Genomic DNA, 25,932 nt, shown 5'->3' on the forward strand with positions numbered 1-25,932 from the left:
TGATATCATTTTGCGTCTACAACATTATTATTGGGAATTAAAATGCCAGCAGATTTACTCACTATAGAAGTTGACCAACAATTGCCAACAGAAACTGATGTAGTTATTGTTGGTGGAGGGATTATTGGTATTGCTACCGCATATGAGTTAGCAAAAAAGGGAGTTAGAGCAATAGTAGTTGAAAAAGGTATTATTGCTGACGAGCAGTCGAGCCGTAATTGGGGCTGGTGCCGTAAACAGAATCGTGATGAAAAAGAAATTCCCTTGATTAAGTATAGCTTAATGCGATGGGCAGAGATTTCAGAAGAAATCGGTGCTGATATAAGTTTTAGAGCCACGGGAGTCACCTATGTTTCTGATAAAGAATCAGATATCGCCAAGTGGGAAGCCTGGAATAAGATGGCAAAGCCGTATGGTATGGATTGTCGGATGTTAAGTGCGCAAGAGGCGCAACAATTAGCTTATGGTACAGAAAAGGCATGGATAGGGGGAGAAACGTCTCCTTCAGATGGTAGAGCAGAGCCAGGTATTGCAACCACTAGATTGGCAGAAGCTGCAAGAAAGTTGGGTGTTAAGATTTTCCAATTTTGTGCAGCTCGAGGGGTAGAGGTCACAAATGGGCAAGTTAGTGGTGTTTATACTGAAAAGGGCTTTGTGAAATGTAGTAGTGCCGTCTGTGCGGGTGGAGCATGGTCATCACTATTTTTGCGTCGGATAGGACTAAGTCTTCCTCAGGCTAGTGTTTATAGCACAGCTTTCCGAACGGAAGAGGCACCAGAGTTTTTAAAAGGGAATTTATCCGTACCTGGATTAGCAATCCGTAGACGTTTGGATGGGGGATATACCTTGGGGTTAGCGGCACAAGGAAGAATGGATGTTACGCCCCAAGGTCTGCGTTATGCTTTTAAATTTTTAAAAATGTTGCAAGAGCGTAGAGGTAATCTCAAAATAGGTATCGGTAAAACGTTTTTCCAAGGGCCAGAAGCTTTTTATGGTAAATGGTCTTTTGATGAAAAGTCCCCTTTTGAACGTTACCGTAAACTTTCATTAGAGCCTGACCCTACTTTGGTGCATCGATTAATGTCTGTTTTAGAGGAAACTTTTCCACTTTTAAAGGGAGTGAAAGTAAAAGAGGCATGGTCTGGGTTAATCGATAGTACACCTGATGGGATACCTGTTATTTCTAAGGTAGATGAGATAAGAGGTTTGGTAGTTTCATCAGGTTATAGTGGACATGGTTTTGGTATTGGTCTAGGGGCGGGGAGGTTGACAGCCGATTTGGTTGCGAACGATAACCCTATTGTTGATGCAACACCTTTTAGATTCGCTCGTCTTGTTGATGGATCAAAGATTCAAAGACCAGGAATGATGTAAAATTTGGTGTGAGATAAAAGAGGTCTTGTTAGCTTATTTCAGAATGTTGAAAAAGGGTCTGCTTGAGTGGACCCTTTTTCTTATGACTGTGATTACAACACCATAGCCGCTATCCAGCCTGATACTAATAACGGTAAGTTATAGTGTAGGAACGTCGGGATAACCGTATCTCGCATATGATCGTGCTGACCGTCAACATTTAAACCAGCGGTCGGTCCAAGTGTTGAGTCGGAAGCAGGTGAACCAGCGTCGCCAAGTGCACCAGCTGTACCAATAAGAGCCACAGTTGCTGCAGGAGAAAAGCCCATCGCAACACATAAGGGTACGTAAATGGCAGCAATAATCGGTAATGTAGAGAATGAACTACCAATACCCATTGTTACGAGTAGACCAACCACAAGCATAGCAAGTGCAGCCATGCCTTTGCTATTGCCAAAAAGCGCAGCAGAAGCCTCTACTAAGGGTTGAATTTGTTTGGTTTCTTTCATGACTTCGGCAAAACCTTGGGCGGCAATCATAATAAAACCAATCATTGCCATCATCTTAATACCGTCATTAAAGACATTATCAGCCTCTTTCCAACGCACTACGCCTAAAGCCATAAAGACAGCAAAACCTACCATGGCACCAATAAGCAGGGAATCTGTTTTTAGTTGAACGATAAATGATAAAACAATAGCAAATAAGGCCACAAAACTACGATAACGGGAAGTCTCTGGTGTCTTTGTTTGTTGATTAGCTTGAATATCAATCTCTGTGGTGGTGTATTGGCGAGGCTTACGATAGCTAATAAATACGGCAATCAATAGACCAGCAACCATACCCAAGGCAGGGATTGTCATGGTATTAAATAGGTTAACGTCTGAGACATCAAGACCCGCTTGGGTAATATTACCAACAAGAATTTTTTGTAGGAATATTTTACCGAAACCGTAAGGAAGCCACATATAGGTAGTGACTAGACCAAATGTCATTATGCAGGCGAGTAAACGACGGTCTACTTGCATACGATTGAAGACAAGTAATAGTGGGGGGATAATGAGAGGAATAAAGGCAATATGAATAGGGATAATATTTTGGCTCATAATACTCATCGCGAGAATAACGAACAAAATCCCCCATTTCACCATGCCACCAGCACTATTTGAGCCATTTAATTTATTAATAACGTTATTGGCTAGCATTTGAGGTAAACCCGAATGAGCGATAGCAACAGCAAAAGCACCGAGTAGTGCATAAGAAAGCGCAATTTGCGCACCATTTGATAAGCCTGTTTGGAAGGCCTTCATCGTGGTCGTCATATCTAAGCCAGCGCTAAGTCCACCAGCAATTGCCCCTAGAATGAGGCTGAGTACCACGTGCACGCGAGCCAGCGACAGAATAAGCATCACTGCTACGGCAATAATAACGGCGTTCATTAAAAACTCCTTAAGAAAAATTAACATTTCTGAAGGAGTGTATCACGAAGCAATTATTTGTTACTAAAAAAAGTCATAAAGACGTTACTTAGCCACCACATGCGCCGCAGCAGCCGCTTTTTGTTGCTTTCTCTTGCGGAGGGGTTTGTTGTGGCTGTTTATTTGAATTCTGAGCGGTGGTTGAGCGCTGAACTTGTTCAAATTGTGGTTCTTGTTGGTTTTCTTGTGACATTGTCATCTCCAAGACGAGTTATTAACACCCTTTATTCTAGAGGAGAGTTAAATGATGGGGACTAATAGTCACAAGAAATAAAAGCTTTAAAAATGAAAGGGTATTTATACTTCTTTTATAGAAAAGTGGCGAACAATAAATCCTAATGTTCCTTGTAATACCCAGCCAACACCTAATGCAAAGACTAATGTACCAATACCAACAATACCACCAAGTAACCAACCCATAAAACACACAGTGGCTTCAATTAATGTACGGATGGTACCGATTTTCCAGCCTGTCATTTGATATAAACCGACCATTAAGCCGTCACGAGGGCCGGGTCCCATGTGGCAAGTGAGGTAAAAGGCGGAAGCTGATCCGATTAAGATCACACCAGCCAACATAAACACAATGCGCCAGAGCATTTCAGTAGGGGCTGGTACGATAGAAGCGGTAAAGCCTAAGCCGACAGCAATGAGAGAAATATTCAGAATTGTCCCTAGTCCAGGCTTTTGTTTGAAGGGTAGCCAAGTGAGCATCACTCCAACACTGACAAAAAAACTCACCCAACCAATGTGCCCCCCTGTTTTGTTTGCAATCCCTTGGGCAAAGACTGTCCAAGGCGTAGAACCTAGATGAGATAAAAGTAACAAACCATCACCAATCCCAAAAATCAGCAAAGAAATAGAAAGCACGGGCAATGAAGAGGGTGTGGGAATCCAGTGTGATTTCGCAGACCAAGGCGTTTTGGGTAGCGTATGTTTACGTTGACTCATGACGGTTTTTAAAAAGAGGGGGAGTTTTTGATTATGGATGAAAAATAAAGAGTAAGAAAGAAAGAGAGGTTTGGTCTAAGAGGAGATGTTGTAAAAATGCATTATTTGCAATAGAAGATGAAAATCATTCAGACAAAAAGAGGAAAAAATTCATAAAAGCTAAAAGTTATATTGTTATCACCAAAGCTTACTTTTCAGTTAAAAAAGAGTTTGTTATGCTTATTCCATATTTTTATAGGAAGGTTGAAATGAATAACAAAAAATTATTTAGCACACTTTTATTAAGTTTGGCTGCTGCGCACAGCGTTAGTGCAGCGGAAGAATTATCGGTAGCAGCTACACCAGTACCGGCGGCTGAAATTTTAGAGTTTATGAAGCCTGCGCTTGAGAAAGAGGGTGTGGATTTAAAAATTCACGTTTTTACGGACTATATTCAACCTAATCAACAGGTGGCAGATAAACAGGTGATGATGAACTGCTTCCAACATAAACCACATTTAGACGCATTTAATGCGCGTACAAACGCAGGACTAACACCAGTAGGTTATATTTATGTACCACCATTGGGGGCATATTCTCGCAAGGTTAAGGCGGTTAGTGAGTTAGCGGAGGGTGCAACAGTGGCTATTCCTAACGATACGACCAATAGTACGCGTGCATTGTTATTGTTAGAGAAGGGCGGTTTGATTAAGCTTAAAAATCCAGCAGATTTGCATGCAACGGCGGCGGATATTGTAGAAAATCCGAAGAAGTTAAAATTCCGTGAGCTAGAGGCAGCGACATTACCTCGCGTAGTGGATGATGTGGATTTGGCTGTAGTGAATACAAATTATGCATTGGAAGCGAAATTAAATCCAAAAACTGACTCGCTAATTTTGGAAGATGCTAAATCGCCATATGCTAATTTATGTGCAACAGATCCTCAGTATAAGGATCATCCTGCAGTCGCTAAATTGATGAAAGTCTGGCATGCACCAGAAACAGTGAAGTTTATCGAGGAAAAATACAAAGGCACCATTATTCCAGTAGCAAATTAATACTCAAATAGGGTGTCAAATATACGAAGGCTTGCTTAAATAGGCGAGCCTTTGTTGTTTTTTCAATCCTTAACGCAAAGATTCTTTGCTAAGGGCTTGAATAAAATAGAAAAAACGGATAGAATATCAAGTCTTCACCTAGAAAAGGCGAAGATAAATAAACAGAATCAATCCCAGAGTGAAGCAACTGGTATGGTGAGTTTTTATTGAAAAATCAAAAGCTTACTCATAATAAGTACTTAACTCATACGGGCCCAAAACTGGTTATATGTAAATGGGAAATCACTCATTTTGGGTGGTTAATGTAACTAAGTTGGAACAGGAATAATCATGATCCAAATGCAAAGCACGCTAGACGTGGCTGACAACACTGGTGCACGCCGAGTAATGTGCATTAAGGTGCTTGGCGGTTCTAAGCGCCGTTATGCTGCTATCGGTGACATTATTAAAGTTAGTGTTAAAGATGCTGCACCGCGCGGTCGCGTCAAAAAAGGCGAAGTATACAATGCAGTAGTAGTGCGTACTGCGAAAGGTGTTCGTCGTAAAGATGGCTCATTAATCCGCTTCGGTGGTAATGCAGCTGTATTGCTAAATGCTAAATTAGAGCCAATCGGTACTCGTATCTTCGGCCCAGTAACACGTGAATTACGTACTGAGCGCTTTATGAAGATCGTTTCATTGGCACCTGAAGTAATCTAAGGGGCTGGCAATGAATAAAATTCGTAAGGGTGACGAAGTAATCGTTATCACAGGTCGTGACAAAAAACGTCGCGGTGTTGTTTTAGCTCGTGTTGATGCTGATCACGTATTAGTAGAAGGTATCAATGTTGTTAAGAAACACCAAAGACCAAATCCAATGACTGGTGCACAAGGTGGTATCGTTGATAAAACAATGCCAATCCATATTTCTAATGTGGCAATCTTTAACCCAGCAACAGGTAAAGCTGATCGCGTGGGTATCAAAGAGGTTGACGGTCATAAAGTTCGCATTTATCGCTCCAACGGTGAAGTCGTTGGCGTTAAAGCTTAAGGAGCAATTTAAGAATGGCTCGTTTCCAAGATTTATACAACAACAAGATTGCTGGTGAAATCAAAAAGCAATTTGGTTATGAAAGTGACATGGAAGTGCCTCGCATTACCAAAGTTACTTTAAATATGGGTGTATCTGAAGCTGTTGCTGATAAGAAAGTTATCGAGCACGCTGTTTCTGACCTAACCAAGATTGCTGGTCAAAAACCAGTAATTACAAAAACTCGTAAAGCGATTGCGGGTTTTAAAATTCGTGAAAACTATCCTATCGGTTGTATGGTAACTCTACGCGGTCAACGCATGTATGAGTTCTTAGATCGTTTAGTTACTATTGCTTTACCACGTGTACGTGACTTCCGTGGTATTTCAGGTAAAGCATTCGATGGTCGTGGTAACTACAACGTAGGGGTTAAAGAGCAAATCATTTTCCCTGAAATTGAGTACGACAAAATTGATGCATTGCGTGGTCTAAACATCAGCATTACAACAACTGCTAAGACTGACGAAGAAGCTAAAGCTTTATTGAAAGCTTTCGGTTTCCCGTTTCGTAACTAAGGGGCGATGACGTGGCAAAATTATCACTCATCAATCGTGATATCAAACGTGCTAAATTAGTAGAAAAATTCTCTGCTAAACGTGCAGCACTTGTAGCGATTATCAACGATCAATCAAAATCAGATGAAGAGCGCTATGAAGCGCGCTTGAAGTTACAACAATTACCGCGCAATGCTAACCCAACGCGTATGCGTAATCGTTGTGTAATCACTGGCCGTCCTCGTGGCGTTTTCAGCAAATTTGGTTTAACCCGTCACAAACTACGCGAGATGGCTATGCGTGGTGAAGTGCCTGGTATGACAAAAGCAAGCTGGTAGGAGAAAGAATTATGAGCATGAGCGATCCAATCGCAGACATGTTGACTCGCATCCGCAATGGTCAGCAAGTCGAGAAGGTTTCAGTATCTATGCCGTCCTCAAAGCTTAAAGTAGCTATTGCTACTGTGCTGAAAGAAGAAGGCTATATCGAAAACTTCGAAGTTAAAGGTGACAAGACTAAACCTGAACTTGAAATCGAACTTAAGTACTACAATAACCAACCTGTGATTGAGCGTATCGAGCGCGTATCACGCCCTGGTTTACGTATTTACAAAGGTCGTGCAAGCATTCCTCAGGTAATGAATGGTCTTGGTGTAGCAATTGTATCTACTTCACGCGGTGTAATGACTGACCGTAAAGCACGTTCAGTTGGCGTGGGTGGTGAAGTACTATGCTATGTGGCATAAGGAGAACAAATATGTCACGTATTGCTAAGAACCCAGTTATCGTACCTAGTGGTGTTGAGGTAAAAATCGCTGCTGATAACATCAATGTTAAAGGCCCATTAGGTGAATTAAATCAAGCTTTAACAGGCGACGTAGCTGTTAAGTTAGAAGATGGTAAAGTAAGCTTTGCTGTTGCTAACGAAACTCGTCACGCTAAAGCAATGTCTGGCACTCTACGTGCTCTAGTTAACAACATGGTTGTTGGCGTGAGCAAAGGTTTTGAGCGTCGCTTAACACTAGTAGGCGTGGGTTACCGTGCTGCTGTACAAGGCGAAGCTGTGAAACTAGAGTTAGGCTTCTCACATGATGTTGTACATCCACTACCAAAAGGCGTAAAAGCTGAATGTCCTAGCCAAACGGAAATCGTTTTAAAAGGCTTTGACAAACAAGTGGTTGGCCAAGTAGCTGCTAAGATTCGCGCTTATCGTCCACCAGAGCCATATAAAGGTAAAGGTGTTCGCTACGCTGATGAAACAGTTATCATCAAAGAAGTTAAGAAGAAATAATAGCGCAGACAAGGAATTACTATGGACAAGAAAGTATCTCGTTTGCGTCGTGCAGTGGCTACTCGCCGCAAGATTGCTCAATTACGTGTACACCGTTTATCAGTGCACCGTACCAATCTGCACATTTACGCGAACATTATTTCGCCTGAAGGCGACAAAGTGTTAGTGGCTGCTTCTACTCTAGAGCCAGAAGTGCGCAAAGCATTAGCTGATGGCAAAACAACTGGTGGTAACGTTGCTGCTGCTACATTAGTAGGTAAGCGCGTTGCTGAGAAAGCGAAAGCAGCTGGTATCGAATCGGTCGCATTTGACCGTTCGGGTTTCCGTTATCATGGCCGTGTAAAAGCGTTAGCAGAAGCTGCGCGTGAAGCCGGTCTTAAGTTCTAAGGAAGGATTGTCAAATGGCAAAAGCACAAGGCAAACAAGCCCCTGAACAAGAGCGCGATGACGGTTTTCGTGAAAAAATGATCGCGGTTAACCGCGTCAGCAAAACTGTTAAGGGCGGTCGCACGATGAGTTTTGCAGCGTTAACCGTGGTTGGTGATGGCGATGGTCGCATCGGCATGGGCAAAGGTAAAGCACGTGAAGTTCCTGTAGCTGTTCAAAAAGCTATGGAACAAGCTCGTCGTGGTATGAAGAAAATCGCTTTAAACAACGGTACATTACATCACACTGTTGTTGGTAAGCATGGTGCATCTACTGTACTTATTTCTCCTGCGGCAGAAGGTACTGGTGTAATCGCCGGTGGTCCAATGCGTGCTATTTTTGAAGTAATGGGTGTACGTAACGTTGTAGCTAAGAGCTTAGGTTCTAGCAACCCTTACAACTTAGTACGTGCTACTCTTAACGGTTTAAACGCTAGCATGACTCCTTCTGAAGTTGCTGCTAAACGCGGTAAAACTGTTGAAGAAATCCTAGGATAAGATCATGGCACAAAAACAAATTAAAGTAACTTTAGTTCGTTCTGTTATTGGTACTAAAAGCGACCACCGTGCTACGGTACGTGGTTTAGGTTTAGGTAAAGTAAATAGCAGCCGAGTGTTACTCGATACACCTGAAGTACGCGGGATGATTCGTAAAGTGGATTATCTAGTGTCAGTTTCAGAAGCCTAAAGGAATAAAGATGTCTGAAATGCAACTCAACACTTTATCACCAGCTGCAGGTAGTAAGCACGCTAAACGTCGCGTTGGTCGCGGTATTGGCTCAGGCTTAGGTAAAACTGCAGGTCGTGGTCACAAAGGTCAAAAATCACGTTCAGGCGGCTTCCACAAAGTCGGCTTTGAAGGTGGTCAAATGCCTTTACATCGTCGTTTACCAAAACGTGGTTTTACACCTTTAAATCAACACTTATACGAACAAGTTCGTTTGTCTGATTTAGAGCGTTTAACTGCTGAAGAAATCGACGTTCAAGTTTTAAAGCAAGCTGGTGTGATTGGCCAAGCCGTAGCTTACGTCAAGGTTATCAAATCAGGTGAATTAACTCGCAAAGTAGCCTTAAAAGGCATTAATGCAACTGCGGGTGCACGTGCTGCTATTGAAGCAGCCGGTGGTTCTCTTGCTTAATTAAGGGGTAAATGTGGCTAAAGCGCAGACAACTAGTCAAGGTGGCGGTAAAAAATACGGCGACTTAAGACAGCGTCTTGTGTTCCTATTGTTGGCATTGGTGGTGTACCGTTTTGGTACACACATCCCAGTTCCGGGTATTAACCCGACTGTGATGCAGCAATTATTTGCTGCGCAATCAGATGGCATCGTAGGCTTTTTCAATATGTTCTCTGGTGGTGCGTTAGAGCGTTTCTCAGTGTTTGCATTAGGTATTATGCCGTATATCTCGGCATCGATTATCATGCAGCTGATGACAGCCGTTATTCCATCATTAGAAGCGTTGAAAAAAGAGGGTGAAGCAGGTCGTCGTAAGATTACCCAATACACTCGTTATGGGACAGTTGTTTTAGCTTTATTGCAGGCATTTGGTATTGCCTCTACATTACAAGCTTATATGGCATCGTATCCAGGGCTTATTTATAGTCCTGGTCCGATGTTCGTATTCACTACCGTGGTTACATTAGTGACAGGTACAATGTTTGTGATGTGGTTAGGTGAGCAAATTACAGAACGTGGTTTAGGTAATGGTATTTCAATCCTGATTTTTGCAGGTATTGTCGCTGGTTTACCAGCAGCCTTAGCTGGCATGTTCGAATTAGTGAGCCAAAATCAGATTGGTGCATTTGCAGCGATTGTGATTTTAGCCCTAGTTATTGTCGTAACGGCATTAGTGGTATTTGTAGAGCGCGGTCAACGTCGCATTACAGTGAATTATGCTAAGCGTCAAGTGGGTAATAAGATTTATGGTGGTCAAAGTTCACACTTACCACTTAAAGTGAATATGGCTGGTGTGATTCCTGCGATTTTCGCTTCATCGATTTTATTATTCCCAGCGACTATTGCGAATTTGTTCTCAAATGCAAATCAAATTCGTTGGTTAAGCGATCTGTCTGCAGCATTGCAACCTGGTCAACCGCTTTACATTACTGTATTTACTGCCTTAATCGTATTTTTCTGCTTCTTCTATACAGCGTTGGTTTTCAATAGCCGTGAGACAGCAGATAATTTGAAGAAAAGTGGTGCATTTGTTCCTGGTATTCGTCCGGGGCAACAAACGGCCAAATATATTGATAAAATTCTTATGCGCCTAACTTTAGTGGGTGCGGTATATATCACTTTAGTGTGTTTAGTACCAGAATTTTTACGTATGCAATGGCAAAATGTTCCATTTTACTTCGGTGGTACTTCGCTACTGATTGTAGTGGTCGTTACCATGGACTTTATGGCACAAGTACAGGCCTATATGATGTCGAACCAGTATGATTCATTACTAAAGAAAGCTAATTTCCGCGGTAATAATCTTCCAATGAGGTAACACACAATGGCAAAGGACGACGTCATCCAAATGCAAGGTGAGGTTGTAGAAAACCTCCCTAATGCAACTTTCCGTGTCAAACTGGAAAATGGACATGTAGTATTAGGACATATTTCTGGTAAGATGCGTATGCACTATATTCGGATTCTTCCAGGAGATAAGGTTACTGTGGAATTAACCCCATACGACCTAAATCGTGCTAGAATCGTATTCCGCTCTAAATAAGTGGAACTATTAGGAGTCTACCAATGAAGGTAATGGCATCGGTTAAAAAGATCTGCCGTAATTGCAAGATCATTAAACGTCACGGAATTGTACGAGTAATTTGTACAGATCCGCGTCACAAGCAACGTCAGGGTTAATCCCCTACGTTTTTAATATAACGAGGAACAGTCATGGCCCGTATCGCAGGCATTAACATTCCGCCGCATCAGCACGCTGAAATCGGTTTAACAGCTATTTATGGTATTGGTCGCACACGCTCTCGCTTAATCTGCGAAGCAGCTGGTGTACCATTCGATAAGAAAGTTAAAGATTTAACAGACGCAGAACTCGAAAAACTACGTGAACAAGTAGGTACGTTCACAGTTGAGGGTGATTTGCGACGTGAAGTACAACTTTCGATTAAACGCTTAATCGACTTGGGAACCTATCGTGGCATGCGCCACCGTCGTGGACTGCCAGTGCGCGGTCAACGCACTCGTACGAATGCTCGTACACGTAAAGGTCCACGTCGTGCAGCTCAATCGTTGAAGAAATAATCGGAGTAGCTAAATATGGCGAAAGCTTCTAGCAGCGCAGCACGCGCACGTAAAAAAATCAGAAAGGTAGTGACGGACGGTATCGCTCACGTTCACGCATCTTTCAACAACACAATCATCACAATTACTGACCGTCAAGGCAATGCCTTGTCATGGGCGACGTCGGGTGGCGCGGGCTTCAAAGGCTCTCGTAAATCGACGCCTTTTGCAGCGCAGGTTGCAGCCGAGTCAGCGGGACGTGTAGCATTGGAATACGGTATCAAAACTCTTGATGTACGTGTAAAAGGTCCAGGCCCAGGCCGTGAATCTTCAATCCGTGCATTGAATGCTCTTGGTATCAAAATTACTAGTATTTCTGATATCACGCCAGTTCCGCACAACGGTTGCCGCCCTCCAAAACGCCGCCGTATCTAATTTTATAGGGAACATACATAATGGCACGTTATACTGGTCCAAAATGTAAACTTTCACGTCGTGAAGGTATTGATTTATTTCTAAAGAGCGCACGCCGTCCTTTAGATTCTAAATGTAAATTTGAAAGCAAACCTGGTCAGCACGGTCGCACTTCAGGTGCTCGTACTTCTGACTATGGTACACAATTACGTGAGAAACAGAAGCTCAAACGTATGTACGGTGTTTTAGAGAAACAATTCCGTAAATACTTCGCAGAAGCTGAGCGTCGCCGTGGTAACACTGGCGAGACCCTGATTCAACTTCTAGAATCTCGCTTAGATAACGTTGTGTATCGTATGGGTTTTGGTTCAACTCGTGCAGAAGCTCGCCAATTAGTGAGCCATGGTGCGATTGAAATCAATGGTCACAAAGCTGACATTCCATCAATGATCGTTAAAGCTGGTGACGTAGTTTCTGTGCGTGAAAAATCAAAAGGTCAAGCACGTATTAAAGAAGCTATGGAATTAGCGACAAGCATTGGCTTACCACAATGGGTTGAAGTTGATTCAGCTAAATTAGTTGGTACGTTCAAACAAGCTCCAGATCGTTCAGATGTAGCACGCGACATCAACGAATCAATGATTGTGGAATTGTATTCTCGCTAATCTTGATTCTAAAGAGAACACAGTGGGTATTTTACTCACTGTGTTTTTCCTATTTATAGAATTTCTTATTCTTGTTGATTGTTTTGTATTGAACAAGAATAAACTAGGGTATAATCCCTCTTTTTAACTTATCCATCAGCCTTATCGGTGTAACGAGCCGAGGGTATTGAAAAGGAATTGATATGTCACAAGCTTTTTTAAAGCCACGTACTATTAACGTAGTACCTATCACAGAAAATCACGCTAAAGTTGTTATGGAGCCATTTGAACGTGGTTTTGGTCATACTTTAGGTAATGCTTTACGTCGTATTCTATTGTCATCAATGACAGGTTACGCACCAACAGAAGTACAAATTACGGGTGTTGTTCACGAGTACTCTACCATCTCAGGTGTTCAAGAGGACGTTGTGGATATCCTTTTAAACTTAAAAGGTGTTGTATTCAAATTACACGGTCGTGAAGAAGTCACATTAGTTTTAAACAAAACAGGTGTGGGTCCTGTGTTAGCGAGTGACATCGAATTACCGCATGATGTAGAAATCGTTAATCCTAATCACGTGATTGCTCACTTACAAGAAAATGGCAAATTAGAAATGCACATTAAAGTAGAGCAAGGTCGTGGTTATGTACCAGGTAATGTACGTGCTTTGCGCGAAGATCGTCAGCACACTATTGGTCGCATTATCTTAGATGCTTCTTATAGCCCAATCCGTCGTGTGAGCTACGAAGTTGAAAATGCACGTGTAGAACAACGTACAGACTTAGACAAATTAGTTTTAGATATCGAGACAAACGGCGTTATCACGCCAGAAGAGGCAGTTCGCCAATCAGCGCGTATCCTTATGGATCAAATTTCTGTATTTGCAGCTCTTGAAGGGGCGACAGAGACTTATGAAGCGCCTGCTCGTGGTACACCACAAATTGATCCAGTATTATTACGTTCTGTTGATGACTTAGAGTTAACGGTACGCTCTGCTAACTGCTTGAAAGCCGAAAACGTTTACTACATCGGCGATCTTATTCAGAAAACAGAAAACGAGTTACTTAAGACACCTAACTTGGGTCGTAAGTCACTTAATGAAATTAAAGACGTGCTTGCTGCACGTGGCTTATCTCTAGGTATGAAACTAGAGAACTGGCCTCCAATTGGCTTAGAGCGTCCTTAATTAAGAGATTTTGTGGTTGGAGAATATCGATTGTCTGACCACATTTTAAGCTTACCTAGTTATAGGTATATTTTTCAACCGGACCGCCTGAAAAGGGATAGAAGATCCGTTTAACAATTGAATAGACAACCGTTTATTCACATATAGATTCAAAGGAAATTATCATGCGTCACCGTAATGGTCTTCGTAAATTAAATCGTACTAGCAGCCATCGTTTGGCTATGTTCCGCAACATGTCTGTATCTTTAATTCAGCATGAAGCAATCAAAACAACATTGCCAAAAGCAAAAGAATTACGTCGTGTAATTGAACCATTAATCACTTTAGCTAAAAATCCAACATTAGCTAACAAGCGTTTAGCATTTGCTCGTCTACGTGACCGCGATGCAGTGGTTAAATTATTCGCTGAAATCGGTCCTCGTTATAAAGAGCGCAACGGTGGTTACACTCGCGTTCTAAAAATGGGTTTCCGTCAAGGTGACAACGCTCCTATGGCTTACATGGAATTAGTTGATCGTCCAGAAGTGACAGAAGCTGCTGCTGAATAATTTTATTCAGTCAAAAAGTAAGATTTTTGAACACGTCTAGGTTTACCTAGGCGTGTTTTTTATTGTATAGTCGGTGAAGTATATTGTACGGTAAGGAGATAGTGTGGTGGCTATTTTATTGGGCATATTAATGGGGTTTGGTGTGGCTATTCAAACGGTCATTAATACGCGCTTACGTATCTATGTAGGCTCTCCTTTATTAGCAAGTACAGTATCTTTTACCGTAGGTTCAGTGTTATTGGCATTGGCTTTATTCATTCTAGGAGAGCCTATTTTTCCAGAATTTCATCGTGTTGTCGCCTCCCCATGGTGGTTTTGGATTGGAGGCTTGTTGGGTGCCTTTTGGATTAGTGCGAATATTCTTGTTTTTCAGCAGTTAGGTGCGGTACAAACGGCTATTTTTCCTATTTTTGGTCAAGTGGTGATGGGTGTTATGATTGACCATTTTGGATGGTTTAATGTGCTGACAAAACCTGTGACGAAGGTTCAGTTACTGGGAGTTGTATTGGTTTTAACAGGTATTGTCATTGCGGTAGCGTGGCAAAGTATTCAGCAGCTGTTATTTAAGAGAGAACGGATATCACATATGGATGAGCCACCTGCGATGGGAGCATGGAAATGGCGATTATTCGCTTTGATTGGCGGGGCGATGATTGCTTCTCAAAGTGCCATTAATACACAATTAAGTCATTTACTCGACTCTAGCGTACAGGCCAGTTTTATTTCCTTTTTTGTAGGGATGGTGGCACTACTGCTTATTTTGCTTATCAAAGAGCGTCAAGTGAGTGGATTAAAACTTGCCATGGGTAAGCCTTGGTGGATTTGGATAGGTGGCGTTCTGGGAGCAGGTTTCGTGGTTATGAGCGTGATTCTTGTCCCTTGGATTGGTGTAGGTCAGATGCTCGTGCTGATTTTACTGGGTTTATTGCTCGGAAGTTTTTGTGTGGATAGCTGGGGATGGTTCGGTGTGACTCGTAAGCCAATACGGGCGTTTCAATGGGTAGGAATGATTATATTAGTATCGGGGGTTTTCTTAATTCGATTGACATAGCCACCTAATTTTTAACATAGGTTTTTGTGAATATGGAGCTTATTTTCGATTAAAATACGACTTTACCTTAATCAGAATTATGACCATGTCAGAGAATCATTTGCGTTGGATTCCAGCAAGAGTAGAAGAAATTAATGAAATCGCTGAGCAAACCAAGCAATTTCGTTTGTTTTTGCCTTCTTTTACCCGTTTTGAAGTACTACCGCCCAATGCTTATATAGAGATTAAAACAGCATCAGGTATGGCAAGACAAGTGCCAATTGTGACACATCACCTTACTAAGCAAGAAATTATGATTGAAGTAGCGCTAAAAGACGCAGAGGATGTGGCTTTACGCGACTTTTATGACAATACAGCACTTGAACAAATTATAGAATTGACTGCACCATTCTCAGTAGAAGATAGAGATGATGGTATTGATTTCTATGTCAAATTCGTACGACAAGGGATTACCTTAGCCATCCCTAAAGAAGTCAGCATTACAGATATAATGCGTGAGCATGGATTAAAGGTGAATACGTCTTGTGAGTATGGAATCTGTGGGACTTGTTATGCAGAGGTCCTTAAGGGAGAAATCCTTCATAAGGATACCTATCTTATGGATGATGAAAAGGCCAAGCAAGATTGCATGATGATTTGTGTATCAAGAGGCATACCAGGAAGTACGATAGAGTTAGACCTTTAGGAGGCAGGGGCTTTATCCTAAAGGTCTTTCATGAAGGGATATTTGATCGTAAATATAACTTAGGTAGCTTCGATAAAAGTCGTGTAGAACTTACTCGTTTGCCCAGAGTGCATCAGTTTTGGCTGCCATAATAAAATCATTACGGTGCAATCCTTTGATACTGTGTGACCACCATGTCACTGTCACCTTGCCCCATTCGGTTAGGATGCCGGGATGATGACCTTCACTTTCGGCTAAATCGGCAAGACGATTACTAAAAGCCATCGCTTGTTTAAAATTCTTAAAGGTAAATACGCGTTCAAGTTGCATAATGCCATCGACGACAATAGCACGCCATTCGGGCACCATACGAACGAGTTCAGCGAGTTCTTCGTCGGTTACACGAGGCGCATCGGCACGGCAGGCTTCACAAGATTGTTGATTAAGAGCTGTCATTATTTTCTTCCTATGATAAAAGACTGGGGTGAGGGTCAAAAAGCCCTTTTTCCATCGCGATATGAACTTGTTGCATTAAGTCGCTTTTAGCGAGTGTGAACAAGCTATCAATATCATCAAGTACATAATAAATGGGTTGAATACGATCAATACGATAAGGGGTACGCAGTACATCCATGAGATTGAACTCACGATATTCAGGCTCTCCGCTTAAGGCATAGATGGTTTCTGCGGGGGAACTGAGGATCCCTCCCCCATAAATGCGACGTTGATTAGCGGAGCCAACCAGCCCAAACTCAATCGTAAACCAATAGAGGCGGGCGAGGAAAATCCGCTCTTCCTTAGTCGCCTGTAGTCCTAATTTACCGTATGTTTCATTAAAAGTGGCAAAGGCAGGGTGCGTTAGCAACGGACAATGACCAGCAATTTCATGAAAAATATCGGGCTCTTGAATATAGTCAAAATCCTCTCGGCGACGGATAAAAGTCGCAACAGGGAAGGATTTATTGGCCAATAATTCAAAAAAACGACCAAATGAAATCAGTGCAGGTACAGGGGCAGTACGCCAACCGGTATTCTCGATAAGGACTTGGTCAATTTCCCCGAGTTGAGGGATGCGATTGAGAGGAAGATTTAATTTAGCGAGACCATCTAAGTACTCTTGGCAAGCATGTCCCGGAAGGGCGGCTTGTTGCCGAGTAATGAGGGCTTGCCATATAGAATGCTCATCAGCAGGATAACTGATAAAACCTGTTTCATCTGCCTGACGAGCGACATAGGTGTAGTTATCTCTTGTCATCATTGATTTATAAGTCAGGTGAATAAGACTGTCAGCGTAACAAAAAAAAACCTATGAGGATATGGGCATTTTCACTAATGCCACTGTGGAAATGTTTGACCGTTTCTAGGCTAGCTTGTATGATAGGCTCATTAAAGACGTGTTTTTGGAGATTTTATCAATGAGCACACAAGAAACGAATCAAAGCGTAGCAAACAACGATTTAGACTACGTTTTTCATTCATGGTCAGTACAAAATCAATTAAAACCGATGGCCTTTAAAACGGGTAAAGGTTGTTATCTCGAAGACTTTGAGGGTAAGCAATATCTGGATTTTAGTAGCCAATTAGTCAATACCAATATTGGACATCAACATCCTAAAGTCGTCGCGGCAATTATGGAGCAAGCCCAGTTATTGGCGACGATTGCGCCCGCCCATGCGAATAAAACACGTGCTTTAGCAGCTAAGAAAATTTTAGAAATTGCCCCAAAGGGATTTAAAAAAGTATTCTTCACGAATGCTGGTGCAGATGCAGTCGAAAATGCGATTCGTATGGCACGCCTATACACAGGACGCCGTAAAGTCTTATCGACTTATCGCTCTTATCATGGTAATACGGGGACAGCGATTAATGCGACAGGTGAGGCACGTCGTTTTAATAACGAATATGCGCAAGACCATATACATTTCTTTGGGCCTTATTTATATCGTTCAGAGTTTTGGTCAAGTACTGAAACAGAAGAGTGCCAACGTGCTCTACATCATCTACGCCGTATCATCGAATGTGAAAATCCAGCGAGTATTGCTTGTATTATTTTAGAAAGTTTACCGGGTAGTGCAGGTATCATGGTACCACCAGCAGGCTATATGCAAGGTGTTCGCCAATTATGTGATGAATTTGGCATTATGCTGATTCTTGATGAGGTAATGGTGGGTTTTGGGCGTACAGGTAAATGGTTGACCCTTGAGCATTATGAGGGTGTAACGCCTGATTTAATCACCTTTGCTAAAGGGGTGAATTCAGGTTATGTTCCTGCTGGTGGTGTGATTATTTCTGAAAAAATTAGTGATTATTTCGATGATAAAATATTCCCTGGTGGTTTGACCTATTCAGGACATCCATTAGCGATGGCGGCGATTGTGGCGACGATTGATGCCATGCGTGAAGAGGGTATGGTAGAGAATGCGGCTCGTCTTGGTGCAGAGGTTTTAAATCCAGGACTAAAAGCATTGGCAGCGAAGCATCGTGTTGTGGGTGAGGTTCGTGGTTTAGGACTTTTCTGGGCAATTGAGTTAGTCAGTGATAGTGAGAAAAAGACTAAATTCACTGCAGCTGATATGAATAAGGTTAAACAGCTTTGTATGGAAAAGGGGTTAGTGCCGTTTATCGCCGAAAACCGTATTCATGTGGCTCCTCCATTAATCGTTACAGAGGCAGAGGTACAAAAAGCCTTAGCAATTTATGATGAAGTGTTAAGCGTTTTTGCGTAAAACCTAGTTTATTTAATCTCTATTAAAGTTAAGTATCTCGCCAAGCTTCCATCAGTAAGGAGATTGGCGACACTTAACTTTTGATGTTTTTGCACAATGCTAAATAATGCATCATGGTATCAGCAGGACATGGATGCATTTGTAGCGTGAAGTACGGTTATGAGCCTTAGGTGGCACTAAACAGTACACGATAGTAATCTCTCAAAATCTTCTCATCTTATCAAGACAGGAAACTTATGCGTTTTCTCCACACATCAGATTGGCATTTAGGACGAACCCTCTACGGCAAAAAGCGTTATGAGGAGTTTGCTCAGTTGCTTGACTGGACCTTAGCGACGCTTAAACAAGAGCAGATTGATGTGTTGATTATTGCAGGGGATATTTTTGATACGACAGCACCGAGTAATCGAGCCCAGCAGCTTTATTATGATTTTCTGGTGGGTGTACGAGATACGCCTTGTCGCCACGTGATTGTGATTGGTGGTAATCATGACTCGGCGAGTTTCCTTAATGCCCCTAAAGCTGTTCTTAAAAGTCTTAATGTTCATGTCGTAGGTGCGATGGGAGAGCAGCTAAGTGATGAGCTCGTCTTGCTGAAAAAAGGCGATGAGGTGGAGGCGATTGTGTGTGCCGTACCTTATCTTCGCGACCGTGATTTGCGTGCTTCCGTGCTAGGAGAGAGCAATCAAGATAAGCAGTTAAAACTGGTGGAAGGATTAAAACAGCATTATGCGGCTGTATGTGTTTTAGCTGAGCAAAAGCGCGAGCAAATCTATCAAACACAGCCCCATCGTTATATCCCCATCATAGGCACGGGACACCTGTTTGCGGCAGGCGGGGAGACGATTGATGGTGATGGTGTACGCGATTTATATATTGGTACATTAGGTCAAATTGGCAGTGATGCATTCCCTGCTTGCTTAGATTATGTCGCATTGGGTCATTTACATGTCCCACAATATGTGAATAAAGAAGAACGAATTCGCTATAGTGGCTCACCGATTGCCATGGGTTATGGCGAAGCAAACCAACAAAAAATCATGATTGTGGTGGACATCGATGAGGCATTACAGAGTGCACAGCGTATGCAAACCCATGATATCACTATTCCACGTTTTCAAGCCTTAGCACGTGTCAAAGGCACTGTAAAAGAGATTCTAGCGACACTGATGTCGCTATGTAAGCGTGGAGAGACGGTGTGGGTTGAAGTGGAGTATACCGGTGAAGATATCGTCGGTGATTTACGTGAACAGATAGAGGCTGTAGTGGGTGATAGCACAGTCGAGGTATTGCGTATTCGCAATAATCGTATTGTGCAGCAAACGCTTGCCGCACAACATACCGAAGAAAGCCTTGATGATTTAGATCTTTATCAAGTCTTTGAGCGTCGTTTGGATGCCGCTCTGGTTCCTGCTGATCAACGAGAGAGTTTGATGGTGAGTTATCGAGAGATTGTGCGTGAATTAGACCAAGAAGATAGTCGTGCTGAGTAATAGGATAAGTTGATGAAAATTTTAAAATTAAACTTTCAAAACTTAAACTCTTTATATGGTGAGTGGTCGATTGATTTTACCGATGATGCTTATGTACAAAATGGTATTTTTGCCTTAACAGGTCCGACAGGTGCAGGTAAGACAACTATTTTAGATGCGATTTGTTTGGCGCTTTACGGACGTACGGCACGCTTAGATAAAATCACGAAATCGAGTAACGATATCATGTCGCGTCAGACGGCAGAGTGCCGGGCGGAGGTGATATTTAGCTCACAAGCAGGAGAGTTTCTCTGTCAATGGTCACAACGCCGTGCGCGTAATAAAGTTGATGGAGCATTGCAGGACACAGCACAGGAGATTTCGGTCTTAGAGCAAGGTGAGTGGAAGTTGTTAGCCACCAAGAAGAAAGACTTTGATCAATTGGTTGAAGAAAAGACTGGAATGGACTTCGACCGTTTCTTGCGCTCTATGCTGTTGGCACAAGGCAAATTCGATAATTTTTTGAAAGCCGATGTGAATACTAAATCAGCCGTACTAGAGAAAATCACGGGGACAAAAATTTACTCCGACATTTCTCAGCGTGTGCATAGACGCAGTGCTACCGAAGATGAGAAACTCAAACTATTACGTGCACAGATTGAGGGAATTCAACTCTTGAGCGAACAAGAGCGTGTGGAGATCAGCGAGCAAATCACCCAGAATCGACAGCAAGAGGTACAACTCCAAACCCAGCTCAAACAACTGGATGTAGAAATCCAATGGCACCGAAACGTGGAGCAGTTAAGACATGAATTAACTCAAGCAAAAGCACAGCAAGTCAGTTTAGAGACGGATAAAGAAGCTTTTGCTGCTCAAGGTGCTGTATTGGATACGGCTATCAGGGCAGATAGACTCAAAGATGCTTATGCCGCACTTCACACGATACGTGAGGAGCAAAGGAAAGCTCAAGTATTACAACAGCAATTGAGTCTGCAGGTGCCGCAGTTAATAGAGGCATTGACGACAAAAAACCACGTCTATCAAGTGACAGAAAATGCCTTGTTAGATTTAAAAAAACAATGGGAAACTCAACAACCTATCTGGAAACAGGTGCGTGCGCTCGATGTGCAATTAAAAGAACAACAGAAACGTCTGCATGAGGGAGCGATAGCTCTGCGAGAAGTGCAAGACAGACAACGACAATTTGAGCGAGAACAACAAAACTATCAAGAACAGCTTAATCATCAAGAGCAGCAATTAAAAGCGAGTGAGCAGTATCTTAGTCAGTATGCTCAAGATAAACATCTGGTGGAAAAACTCTCTGGTCTGGCGTTAAGTTTTCAACAGCTAAAGCAAGGTCGTGTCGATGTATTGCGCCAACAACAAGCACATACAACGCGTAGGGAGGCATTACAGACATTAGAGCAAGCCATCGCAAGTTTGAAAGCGGATAAACAGGCTTTAGTCGATAGACAGCAAGCTTTACAACAGCAGCATAGTCAAGAGCAGCAGAAGTATCAGCAGATGATGCAAGGTAAAGCCTTATCCCATTATCAACAAGAGTTAGACCATGCCCGTGAGAAAAAGGCATTGATCCAGAATATTCATGATGTGGCGGCCATACGTGAACGACTGGTAGAAAATGAGCCTTGCCCAGTATGTGGTTCAGAACATCACCCTTATCGTGTGTCCATTCCTGCTTTGAATACATACGATGATCAGATTGCTCAATTAAGTGCGATGATTCGACAGATTGAGCAGTTAGAAAAAAGCGTGCGTCATTTAGAGGATAAGCTGAAAGATAGACAGCATGAGATTAGCTTAAAGGATAGTGAGTTATTGAATAAAACGAGCTATTTCGAGCAGACAGCACAGTCGCTGAAGGAAGAAAAAGAGCAGATTGCGGCAATTGAGCAAGCCTTGCAAGTGCGTGAGCAGCAGCTATTAAGAGAGTTATCCGTATTCAGCGTTAATACACTTGATGAGACGAGTTTTGCACAGTTGGATTGGCGTGTTCGCCAGTGGCAATATCATGCTGAATTACAAGAAAAAATTCAGGCAGATTTACAGCCATTACGAGAGAAGATGGCTGCCTTACAAGCGGAACAGAAACTGTTACATACCGATATGCAGACGCGTCAAATGCGACTGAATGAGCAGCACGATGGCTATGCACAGGTACAACAAGAACGGTTTAAACTCTTTGGTGAGCAAGATGTTGATCAGCTTGAGCAACAGTATCAGCAACAAATGCGACATGCTGAACAACAGCAAAAACAGGCGGCAGAACAACGAGATAAGGTGAAATCAAGTTTAGAGGATGCTCAGGGGCGTTTGCAGCAAATCACAGAGGGGGTGCAGCAACGAGCTACGCAGTTGATTCACCAAGAAGAACGTTTTATCACGCAATTAAATCAGCATGGATTTGAGCAAGAGTCCTTGTTTATTCAGGCTTTATTACCGTCATCACAGTTGCTAGCCTTGCAAGCCCAAGCCAAGACTTTAGCAGATAGAGAAACGCAATTGAATGCCTTGATGGCGGATCGCAGTGAGCGGTTGAAGGTAGAAGAAAATAAGCAGTTGAGTCAGACAGATCTGGTGCAGTTAGAGACAGAAAAGCAAGCGTTGTTACCGCAATGGCGAGGATATATAGACCAGATTGCAGCAGCTGAGGAACGACTACGTCAAGACGATCGTCATCAGCTTAGCTTGGCAGATAAGCAAAAACAGATTATCCAACAAGAGCAAGAGGCGGCACGCTGGAAAACCTTAAAAGCACTGATTGGCTCATCGGATGGTAGTGCTTATCGTAATTTTGCACAGGGTCTGACGTTTGAATTAATGATTAGTCATGCCAATCAGCAATTACGCAAGATGAGTGATCGTTATGTGTTATTGCATGATCGCGAGAATGCCCTTTCCTTAAATGTGTTAGATGCGTATCAAGCGGGTGAAGTCCGTTCTGTACGTAATCTATCAGGGGGTGAGAGTTTTATTATTAGTTTGGCATTAGCACTTGGCTTATCGAAGATGTCGAGCCAAAAAATCCGCGTGGATTCCTTATTCTTAGATGAGGGTTTTGGGACGCTTGATGAAGAAGCCTTAGAAGTGGCTTTGGATACCTTGGCCGCACTACATGAGGATAATAAGTTGATTGGTGTGATTTCCCATGTATCTGCTTTGAAAAATCGGATTGGTACGCAAATCCAAGTTGAGCCTTTACATGGGGGGCGTAGTGCGTTGAAAGGGCCGGGTGTGTCGCGGGGGTGAAGTTATTGTTAGCCCCTCGTTGCGGAAGGGCGATGCTAGAACCACTTTTGAATGTTATAGAAAACCGCTAAACACGCCACGATGAAAATCATATAAGCAGCGAGCTTGGTAATGATCTGCATGCGATGACGCATGGTTTTATGAATAATGAGGATATACGCCAGTAGAATACCGAAATCACACACAATCCACCCAAGGGTAAGGATGGCTAGACTGAACTCCATCGAGGAGGTGATATGAATAAACTGGGGAAAAAGTGCCACAAAGAAAATCACGTCTTTGGGATTTGCTACACCAAGGAGATAGCCTTGCAACAGAATTTGGGAAAGTCTTTTTTGTGGTTTTTGAAGGTCTAATCCATACTCACCACTCGGTGCTTGAGGGGCATAACGACTTTGCTTCATCATCTTAATAGCGATAAAAAATAGCGCTACACAGCCAATAATACTGATGACTTCAAAGACAAGTGGGTGGATAATTAAGGCACCTACTAAGACTAAGGCCGCAATAATGAGTAGCGTGAGAGAGGCGATATTGGTAGCAATCGTCGTAATAATCGCTGTTTTCACCCCATAACGTCCTGAGATAAAAAGCACATAAGCAAGTACTGGACCCGGTGTGGCAATAAGTAAGGCAATTGTAGTGAAATAGGCAATGAGCAGCGAATAATTCATCGATGATGAGAGAAGATAAGGGATACTTTTAGTCTATCATTTTTTGCAAGAGAAAATGCCCTTCGGGTAAGGGAAGGGCATTGTCAAAGCGAAAGAGAGAGCGTGTTTTATTCTACGGTAACGCTCTTAGCTAAGTTACGTGGTTTATCCACATCTGTACCGCGCGATACCGCTGTATGATAAGACAATAATTGTAATGTGACGGTATGTAGAATTGGTGATAATTTACCGTAATGCTCTGGCATACGAATCACATGGATATTGTCGCTATTGACAATCTGTGTATCTGCATCGGCAAACACATATAGCTCACCACCACGTGCGTGGACTTCTTGCATATTTGATTTAAGTTTTTCTAATAACTCGTCATTCGGTGCAATCACTACAACTGGCATAGCATCGGTCACAAGTGCTAAGGGACCATGCTTAAGTTCACCAGCAGGATATGCCTCAGCGTGGATATAACTGATTTCTTTCAGTTTTAATGCACCTTCTAAAGCGATAGGATAGTGCATACCGCGACCTAAGAAAAGCGCGTTTTCTTTTGGTACAAAGCGATCTGCCCATGCCATTACTTGTGGCTCTAAGGCTAATGTTGCCGTAATGGCTGCTGGTAAGTGACGGAGCTGTTTGAGGTAAGATTCCTCTTTTTCAGCCGTAAGATTACCTTTTACCTTTGCTAAACACATGGTGAGCATAAATAAGCCCACGAGTTGCGTCGTAAAGGCTTTAGTCGAGGCTACACCGACTTCGACACCTGCACGAGTGATGTAATTTAACTTACACTCACGTACCATGGCACTGCTGGCTACGTTACAGATAGTGAGCGTATTTTCCATACCGAGACTACGCGCATGTTTAAGTGCAGCGAGTGTATCGGCGGTCTCACCTGATTGAGAAATAGTGACCACGAGAGATTTTGGATTAGGTACGCTATCACGGTAACGGTATTCACTAGCGATTTCTACGTTAACAGGGATTTTAGCGATAGACTCAATCCAGTAGCGTGCTGTCATGCCGGCATAGTAAGACGTACCGCAAGCGAGGATTAATACATTATCAATCTCTTTGAAGACTTGTTCTGCGCCCTCACCAAATAGTGCTGGTACGATAGCATCAACGTCTTGGAGCGTGTCGCCAATCGCACGAGGTTGTTCAAAGATTTCCTTTTGCATATAGTGACGATAAGGACCTAATTCAGCGGCGGCTGTGTAGGCAGCCACTGTGTGTACTTTACGCTCAACAGCTTGTAGATTCGCATCGACAATCCATACTTTAGACACTTGTAGGTCAGCGATATCACCGTCTTCTAAGTAGATGATTTGATCGGTAGTACCCGCAAGCGCTAAGGCATCAGAAGCCAAGAAGTTTTCATTTTTGCCTAGACCTAGTACTAATGGTGAACCTTGGCGTGCAGCTACTACACGATGAGGCTCTTCGCGAGAGAATACCGCAATTGCATAAGCGCCTTTTAGACGAGCGACCGTTTGTTGTACCGTGTCGAATAAATCACCGTTATAAAGGTGGTTGATTAAGTGTGCAATGACTTCCGTGTCAGTCTGGCTTTCAAAGACAAAGCCTTGAGCGATGAGCTCTTGGCGGAGTTCTTCGTAGTTTTCGATAATGCCATTGTGCACTAAACCAATGCGAGGAGAGCCTTTGTCTTGACCCGAAAAGTGTGGGTGAGCATTGTAAGTGGCTGGTGCACCATGCGTAGCCCAACGCGTGTGAGCGATACCAGTAAAGCCTTGAATGCCTTCATTTTTGACTTGCGCATCTAACTCAGCCACACGTTGAGTACTGCGAGTACGGCGTAATTCACCGTCCATATAGACCGCTACACCACAAGAGTCGTAGCCACGGTATTCAAGACGCTTTAGACCCTCTACAAGAATAGGGGTAATATCTCTTTGTGCAACAGCACCAACAATTCCACACATAATTAGATC

The 25,932-nt window shown here is 42.7% G+C and carries 32 protein-coding genes; 25 read left to right on the forward strand and 7 right to left on the reverse strand.

From position 1 onward, the window contains the following. The first annotated feature begins 42 nt into the window (after positions 1–42). Entirely contained in the window at positions 43–1,374 is a 1,332-nt protein-coding gene (locus HKX39_RS00275; RefSeq protein WP_171679320.1) for an NAD(P)/FAD-dependent oxidoreductase, read from the forward strand. Between the two features lie 92 nt (positions 1,375–1,466). Here HKX39_RS00275 and HKX39_RS00280 read toward each other — a convergent pair whose 3' ends face one another. From HKX39_RS00280 to yczE, 3 genes are all read right to left on the reverse strand, one after another. Then, a complete protein-coding gene (locus HKX39_RS00280; protein ID WP_171679321.1) occupies positions 1,467–2,792 on the reverse strand; it encodes a Na+/H+ antiporter family protein in 1,326 nt (441 codons plus the stop codon). A gap of 88 nt (positions 2,793–2,880) precedes the next feature. Continuing rightward, complete coding sequence (locus tag HKX39_RS00285; RefSeq protein ID WP_171679322.1) at positions 2,881–3,030, reverse strand: hypothetical protein; 150 nt, start codon at positions 3,028–3,030, stop codon at positions 2,881–2,883. 98 nt (positions 3,031–3,128) lie between these two features. Further along, positions 3,129–3,782: a membrane protein YczE gene (yczE, locus tag HKX39_RS00290; protein WP_171679323.1), complete on the reverse strand. Its 654-nt coding sequence runs from the start codon at positions 3,780–3,782 to the stop codon at positions 3,129–3,131. Between the two features lie 248 nt (positions 3,783–4,030). On the opposite strand from yczE, the gene HKX39_RS00295 reads away from it, so the two are divergent. From HKX39_RS00295 to HKX39_RS00395, 21 genes are all read left to right on the forward strand, one after another. Further along, positions 4,031–4,819 (forward strand): MetQ/NlpA family ABC transporter substrate-binding protein, encoded by a 789-nt coding sequence (locus tag HKX39_RS00295; RefSeq protein ID WP_171679324.1) that lies wholly within the window; start codon positions 4,031–4,033, stop codon positions 4,817–4,819. A 330-nt stretch (positions 4,820–5,149) separates the two neighbouring features. Next, positions 5,150–5,518 (forward strand): 50S ribosomal protein L14, encoded by a 369-nt coding sequence (gene rplN, locus HKX39_RS00300; RefSeq protein WP_171679325.1) that lies wholly within the window; start codon positions 5,150–5,152, stop codon positions 5,516–5,518. A gap of 10 nt (positions 5,519–5,528) precedes the next feature. Continuing rightward, on the forward strand, positions 5,529–5,849 hold the full coding sequence (rplX, locus tag HKX39_RS00305) for a 50S ribosomal protein L24 (RefSeq protein ID WP_171679326.1): 321 nt from the start codon (positions 5,529–5,531) through the stop codon (positions 5,847–5,849). Between the two features lie 14 nt (positions 5,850–5,863). Further along, positions 5,864–6,403: a 50S ribosomal protein L5 gene (gene rplE / locus HKX39_RS00310; protein ID WP_171679327.1), complete on the forward strand. Its 540-nt coding sequence runs from the start codon at positions 5,864–5,866 to the stop codon at positions 6,401–6,403. Positions 6,404–6,414: 11 nt separating this feature from the next. After that, entirely contained in the window at positions 6,415–6,720 is a 306-nt protein-coding gene (gene rpsN / locus HKX39_RS00315) for a 30S ribosomal protein S14 (protein WP_171679328.1), read from the forward strand. 11 nt (positions 6,721–6,731) lie between these two features. Beyond that, complete coding sequence (rpsH, locus tag HKX39_RS00320) at positions 6,732–7,127, forward strand: 30S ribosomal protein S8 (protein WP_171679329.1); 396 nt, start codon at positions 6,732–6,734, stop codon at positions 7,125–7,127. An 11-nt stretch (positions 7,128–7,138) separates the two neighbouring features. Further along, complete coding sequence (gene rplF, locus HKX39_RS00325; protein WP_171679330.1) at positions 7,139–7,672, forward strand: 50S ribosomal protein L6; 534 nt, start codon at positions 7,139–7,141, stop codon at positions 7,670–7,672. Positions 7,673–7,693: 21 nt separating this feature from the next. Next, entirely contained in the window at positions 7,694–8,059 is a 366-nt protein-coding gene (gene rplR / locus HKX39_RS00330) for a 50S ribosomal protein L18 (RefSeq protein WP_171679331.1), read from the forward strand. A gap of 14 nt (positions 8,060–8,073) precedes the next feature. Next, complete coding sequence (gene rpsE, locus HKX39_RS00335) at positions 8,074–8,595, forward strand: 30S ribosomal protein S5 (protein ID WP_171679332.1); 522 nt, start codon at positions 8,074–8,076, stop codon at positions 8,593–8,595. 4 nt (positions 8,596–8,599) lie between these two features. Next, entirely contained in the window at positions 8,600–8,785 is a 186-nt protein-coding gene (gene rpmD, locus HKX39_RS00340; RefSeq protein WP_023949362.1) for a 50S ribosomal protein L30, read from the forward strand. Between the two features lie 10 nt (positions 8,786–8,795). Next, positions 8,796–9,236 carry a 50S ribosomal protein L15 gene (gene rplO, locus HKX39_RS00345; protein WP_171679333.1) on the forward strand — a complete coding sequence of 147 codons (441 nt, stop codon included), beginning with the start codon at positions 8,796–8,798 and terminating at the stop codon, positions 9,234–9,236. A gap of 13 nt (positions 9,237–9,249) precedes the next feature. Continuing rightward, positions 9,250–10,593 carry a preprotein translocase subunit SecY gene (secY, locus tag HKX39_RS00350; RefSeq protein ID WP_171679334.1) on the forward strand — a complete coding sequence of 448 codons (1,344 nt, stop codon included), beginning with the start codon at positions 9,250–9,252 and terminating at the stop codon, positions 10,591–10,593. Between the two features lie 6 nt (positions 10,594–10,599). Then, entirely contained in the window at positions 10,600–10,818 is a 219-nt protein-coding gene (gene infA / locus HKX39_RS00355) for a translation initiation factor IF-1 (protein ID WP_171679335.1), read from the forward strand. 23 nt (positions 10,819–10,841) lie between these two features. After that, positions 10,842–10,955, forward strand: coding sequence for a 50S ribosomal protein L36 (gene rpmJ / locus HKX39_RS00360; RefSeq protein ID WP_081710613.1), 114 nt, complete (start codon positions 10,842–10,844; stop codon positions 10,953–10,955). Positions 10,956–10,988: 33 nt separating this feature from the next. Beyond that, a complete protein-coding gene (rpsM, locus tag HKX39_RS00365; RefSeq protein WP_171679336.1) occupies positions 10,989–11,354 on the forward strand; it encodes a 30S ribosomal protein S13 in 366 nt (121 codons plus the stop codon). Between the two features lie 15 nt (positions 11,355–11,369). Then, complete coding sequence (gene rpsK / locus HKX39_RS00370) at positions 11,370–11,768, forward strand: 30S ribosomal protein S11 (protein ID WP_023949353.1); 399 nt, start codon at positions 11,370–11,372, stop codon at positions 11,766–11,768. Between the two features lie 20 nt (positions 11,769–11,788). Then, entirely contained in the window at positions 11,789–12,412 is a 624-nt protein-coding gene (gene rpsD, locus HKX39_RS00375; protein ID WP_171679337.1) for a 30S ribosomal protein S4, read from the forward strand. Positions 12,413–12,594: 182 nt separating this feature from the next. Further along, positions 12,595–13,578: a DNA-directed RNA polymerase subunit alpha gene (locus tag HKX39_RS00380; protein WP_171679338.1), complete on the forward strand. Its 984-nt coding sequence runs from the start codon at positions 12,595–12,597 to the stop codon at positions 13,576–13,578. A gap of 164 nt (positions 13,579–13,742) precedes the next feature. After that, complete coding sequence (rplQ, locus tag HKX39_RS00385) at positions 13,743–14,126, forward strand: 50S ribosomal protein L17 (RefSeq protein WP_171679339.1); 384 nt, start codon at positions 13,743–13,745, stop codon at positions 14,124–14,126. A gap of 106 nt (positions 14,127–14,232) precedes the next feature. After that, on the forward strand, positions 14,233–15,177 hold the full coding sequence (locus HKX39_RS00390; protein ID WP_171679340.1) for a DMT family transporter: 945 nt from the start codon (positions 14,233–14,235) through the stop codon (positions 15,175–15,177). 85 nt (positions 15,178–15,262) lie between these two features. After that, a complete protein-coding gene (locus HKX39_RS00395; RefSeq protein WP_171679341.1) occupies positions 15,263–15,862 on the forward strand; it encodes a 2Fe-2S iron-sulfur cluster-binding protein in 600 nt (199 codons plus the stop codon). A 90-nt stretch (positions 15,863–15,952) separates the two neighbouring features. On the opposite strand, the gene HKX39_RS00400 is transcribed toward HKX39_RS00395, so the two are convergent. Together HKX39_RS00400 and phhA are read right to left on the reverse strand one after the other, a co-directional pair. Further along, positions 15,953–16,297: a 4a-hydroxytetrahydrobiopterin dehydratase gene (locus HKX39_RS00400; RefSeq protein ID WP_171679342.1), complete on the reverse strand. Its 345-nt coding sequence runs from the start codon at positions 16,295–16,297 to the stop codon at positions 15,953–15,955. Between the two features lie 10 nt (positions 16,298–16,307). Further along, complete coding sequence (gene phhA / locus HKX39_RS00405) at positions 16,308–17,099, reverse strand: phenylalanine 4-monooxygenase (RefSeq protein WP_216605006.1); 792 nt, start codon at positions 17,097–17,099, stop codon at positions 16,308–16,310. 157 nt (positions 17,100–17,256) lie between these two features. Here phhA and HKX39_RS00410 point away from each other — a divergent pair, with 157 nt between their 5' ends. The 3 genes from HKX39_RS00410 to HKX39_RS00420 all read left to right on the forward strand — a co-directional run bounded on the left by HKX39_RS00410 (position 17,257) and on the right by HKX39_RS00420 (position 23,309). Beyond that, positions 17,257–18,567: an aspartate aminotransferase family protein gene (locus HKX39_RS00410; RefSeq protein WP_171679343.1), complete on the forward strand. Its 1,311-nt coding sequence runs from the start codon at positions 17,257–17,259 to the stop codon at positions 18,565–18,567. Between the two features lie 236 nt (positions 18,568–18,803). Then, a complete protein-coding gene (locus HKX39_RS00415) occupies positions 18,804–20,060 on the forward strand; it encodes an exonuclease SbcCD subunit D C-terminal domain-containing protein (protein WP_171679344.1) in 1,257 nt (418 codons plus the stop codon). A 12-nt stretch (positions 20,061–20,072) separates the two neighbouring features. Continuing rightward, a complete protein-coding gene (locus HKX39_RS00420) occupies positions 20,073–23,309 on the forward strand; it encodes an SbcC/MukB-like Walker B domain-containing protein (RefSeq protein ID WP_171679345.1) in 3,237 nt (1,078 codons plus the stop codon). 35 nt (positions 23,310–23,344) lie between these two features. On the opposite strand, the gene HKX39_RS00425 is transcribed toward HKX39_RS00420, so the two are convergent. Together HKX39_RS00425 and glmS are read right to left on the reverse strand one after the other, a co-directional pair. Continuing rightward, positions 23,345–23,983, reverse strand: a complete 639-nt coding sequence (locus tag HKX39_RS00425) for a LysE family translocator (RefSeq protein WP_171679346.1) — start codon at positions 23,981–23,983, stop codon at positions 23,345–23,347. Between the two features lie 107 nt (positions 23,984–24,090). Continuing rightward, positions 24,091–25,923 (reverse strand): glutamine--fructose-6-phosphate transaminase (isomerizing), encoded by a 1,833-nt coding sequence (gene glmS, locus HKX39_RS00430; RefSeq protein ID WP_171679347.1) that lies wholly within the window; start codon positions 25,921–25,923, stop codon positions 24,091–24,093. Positions 25,924–25,932 lie beyond the last annotated feature (9 nt).

Origin of the sequence: Pelistega suis (assembly GCF_013133795.1) — a bacterium.
In the GTDB taxonomy this organism is placed as follows: Bacteria; Pseudomonadota; Gammaproteobacteria; order Burkholderiales; family Burkholderiaceae_B; genus Taylorella; species Taylorella suis.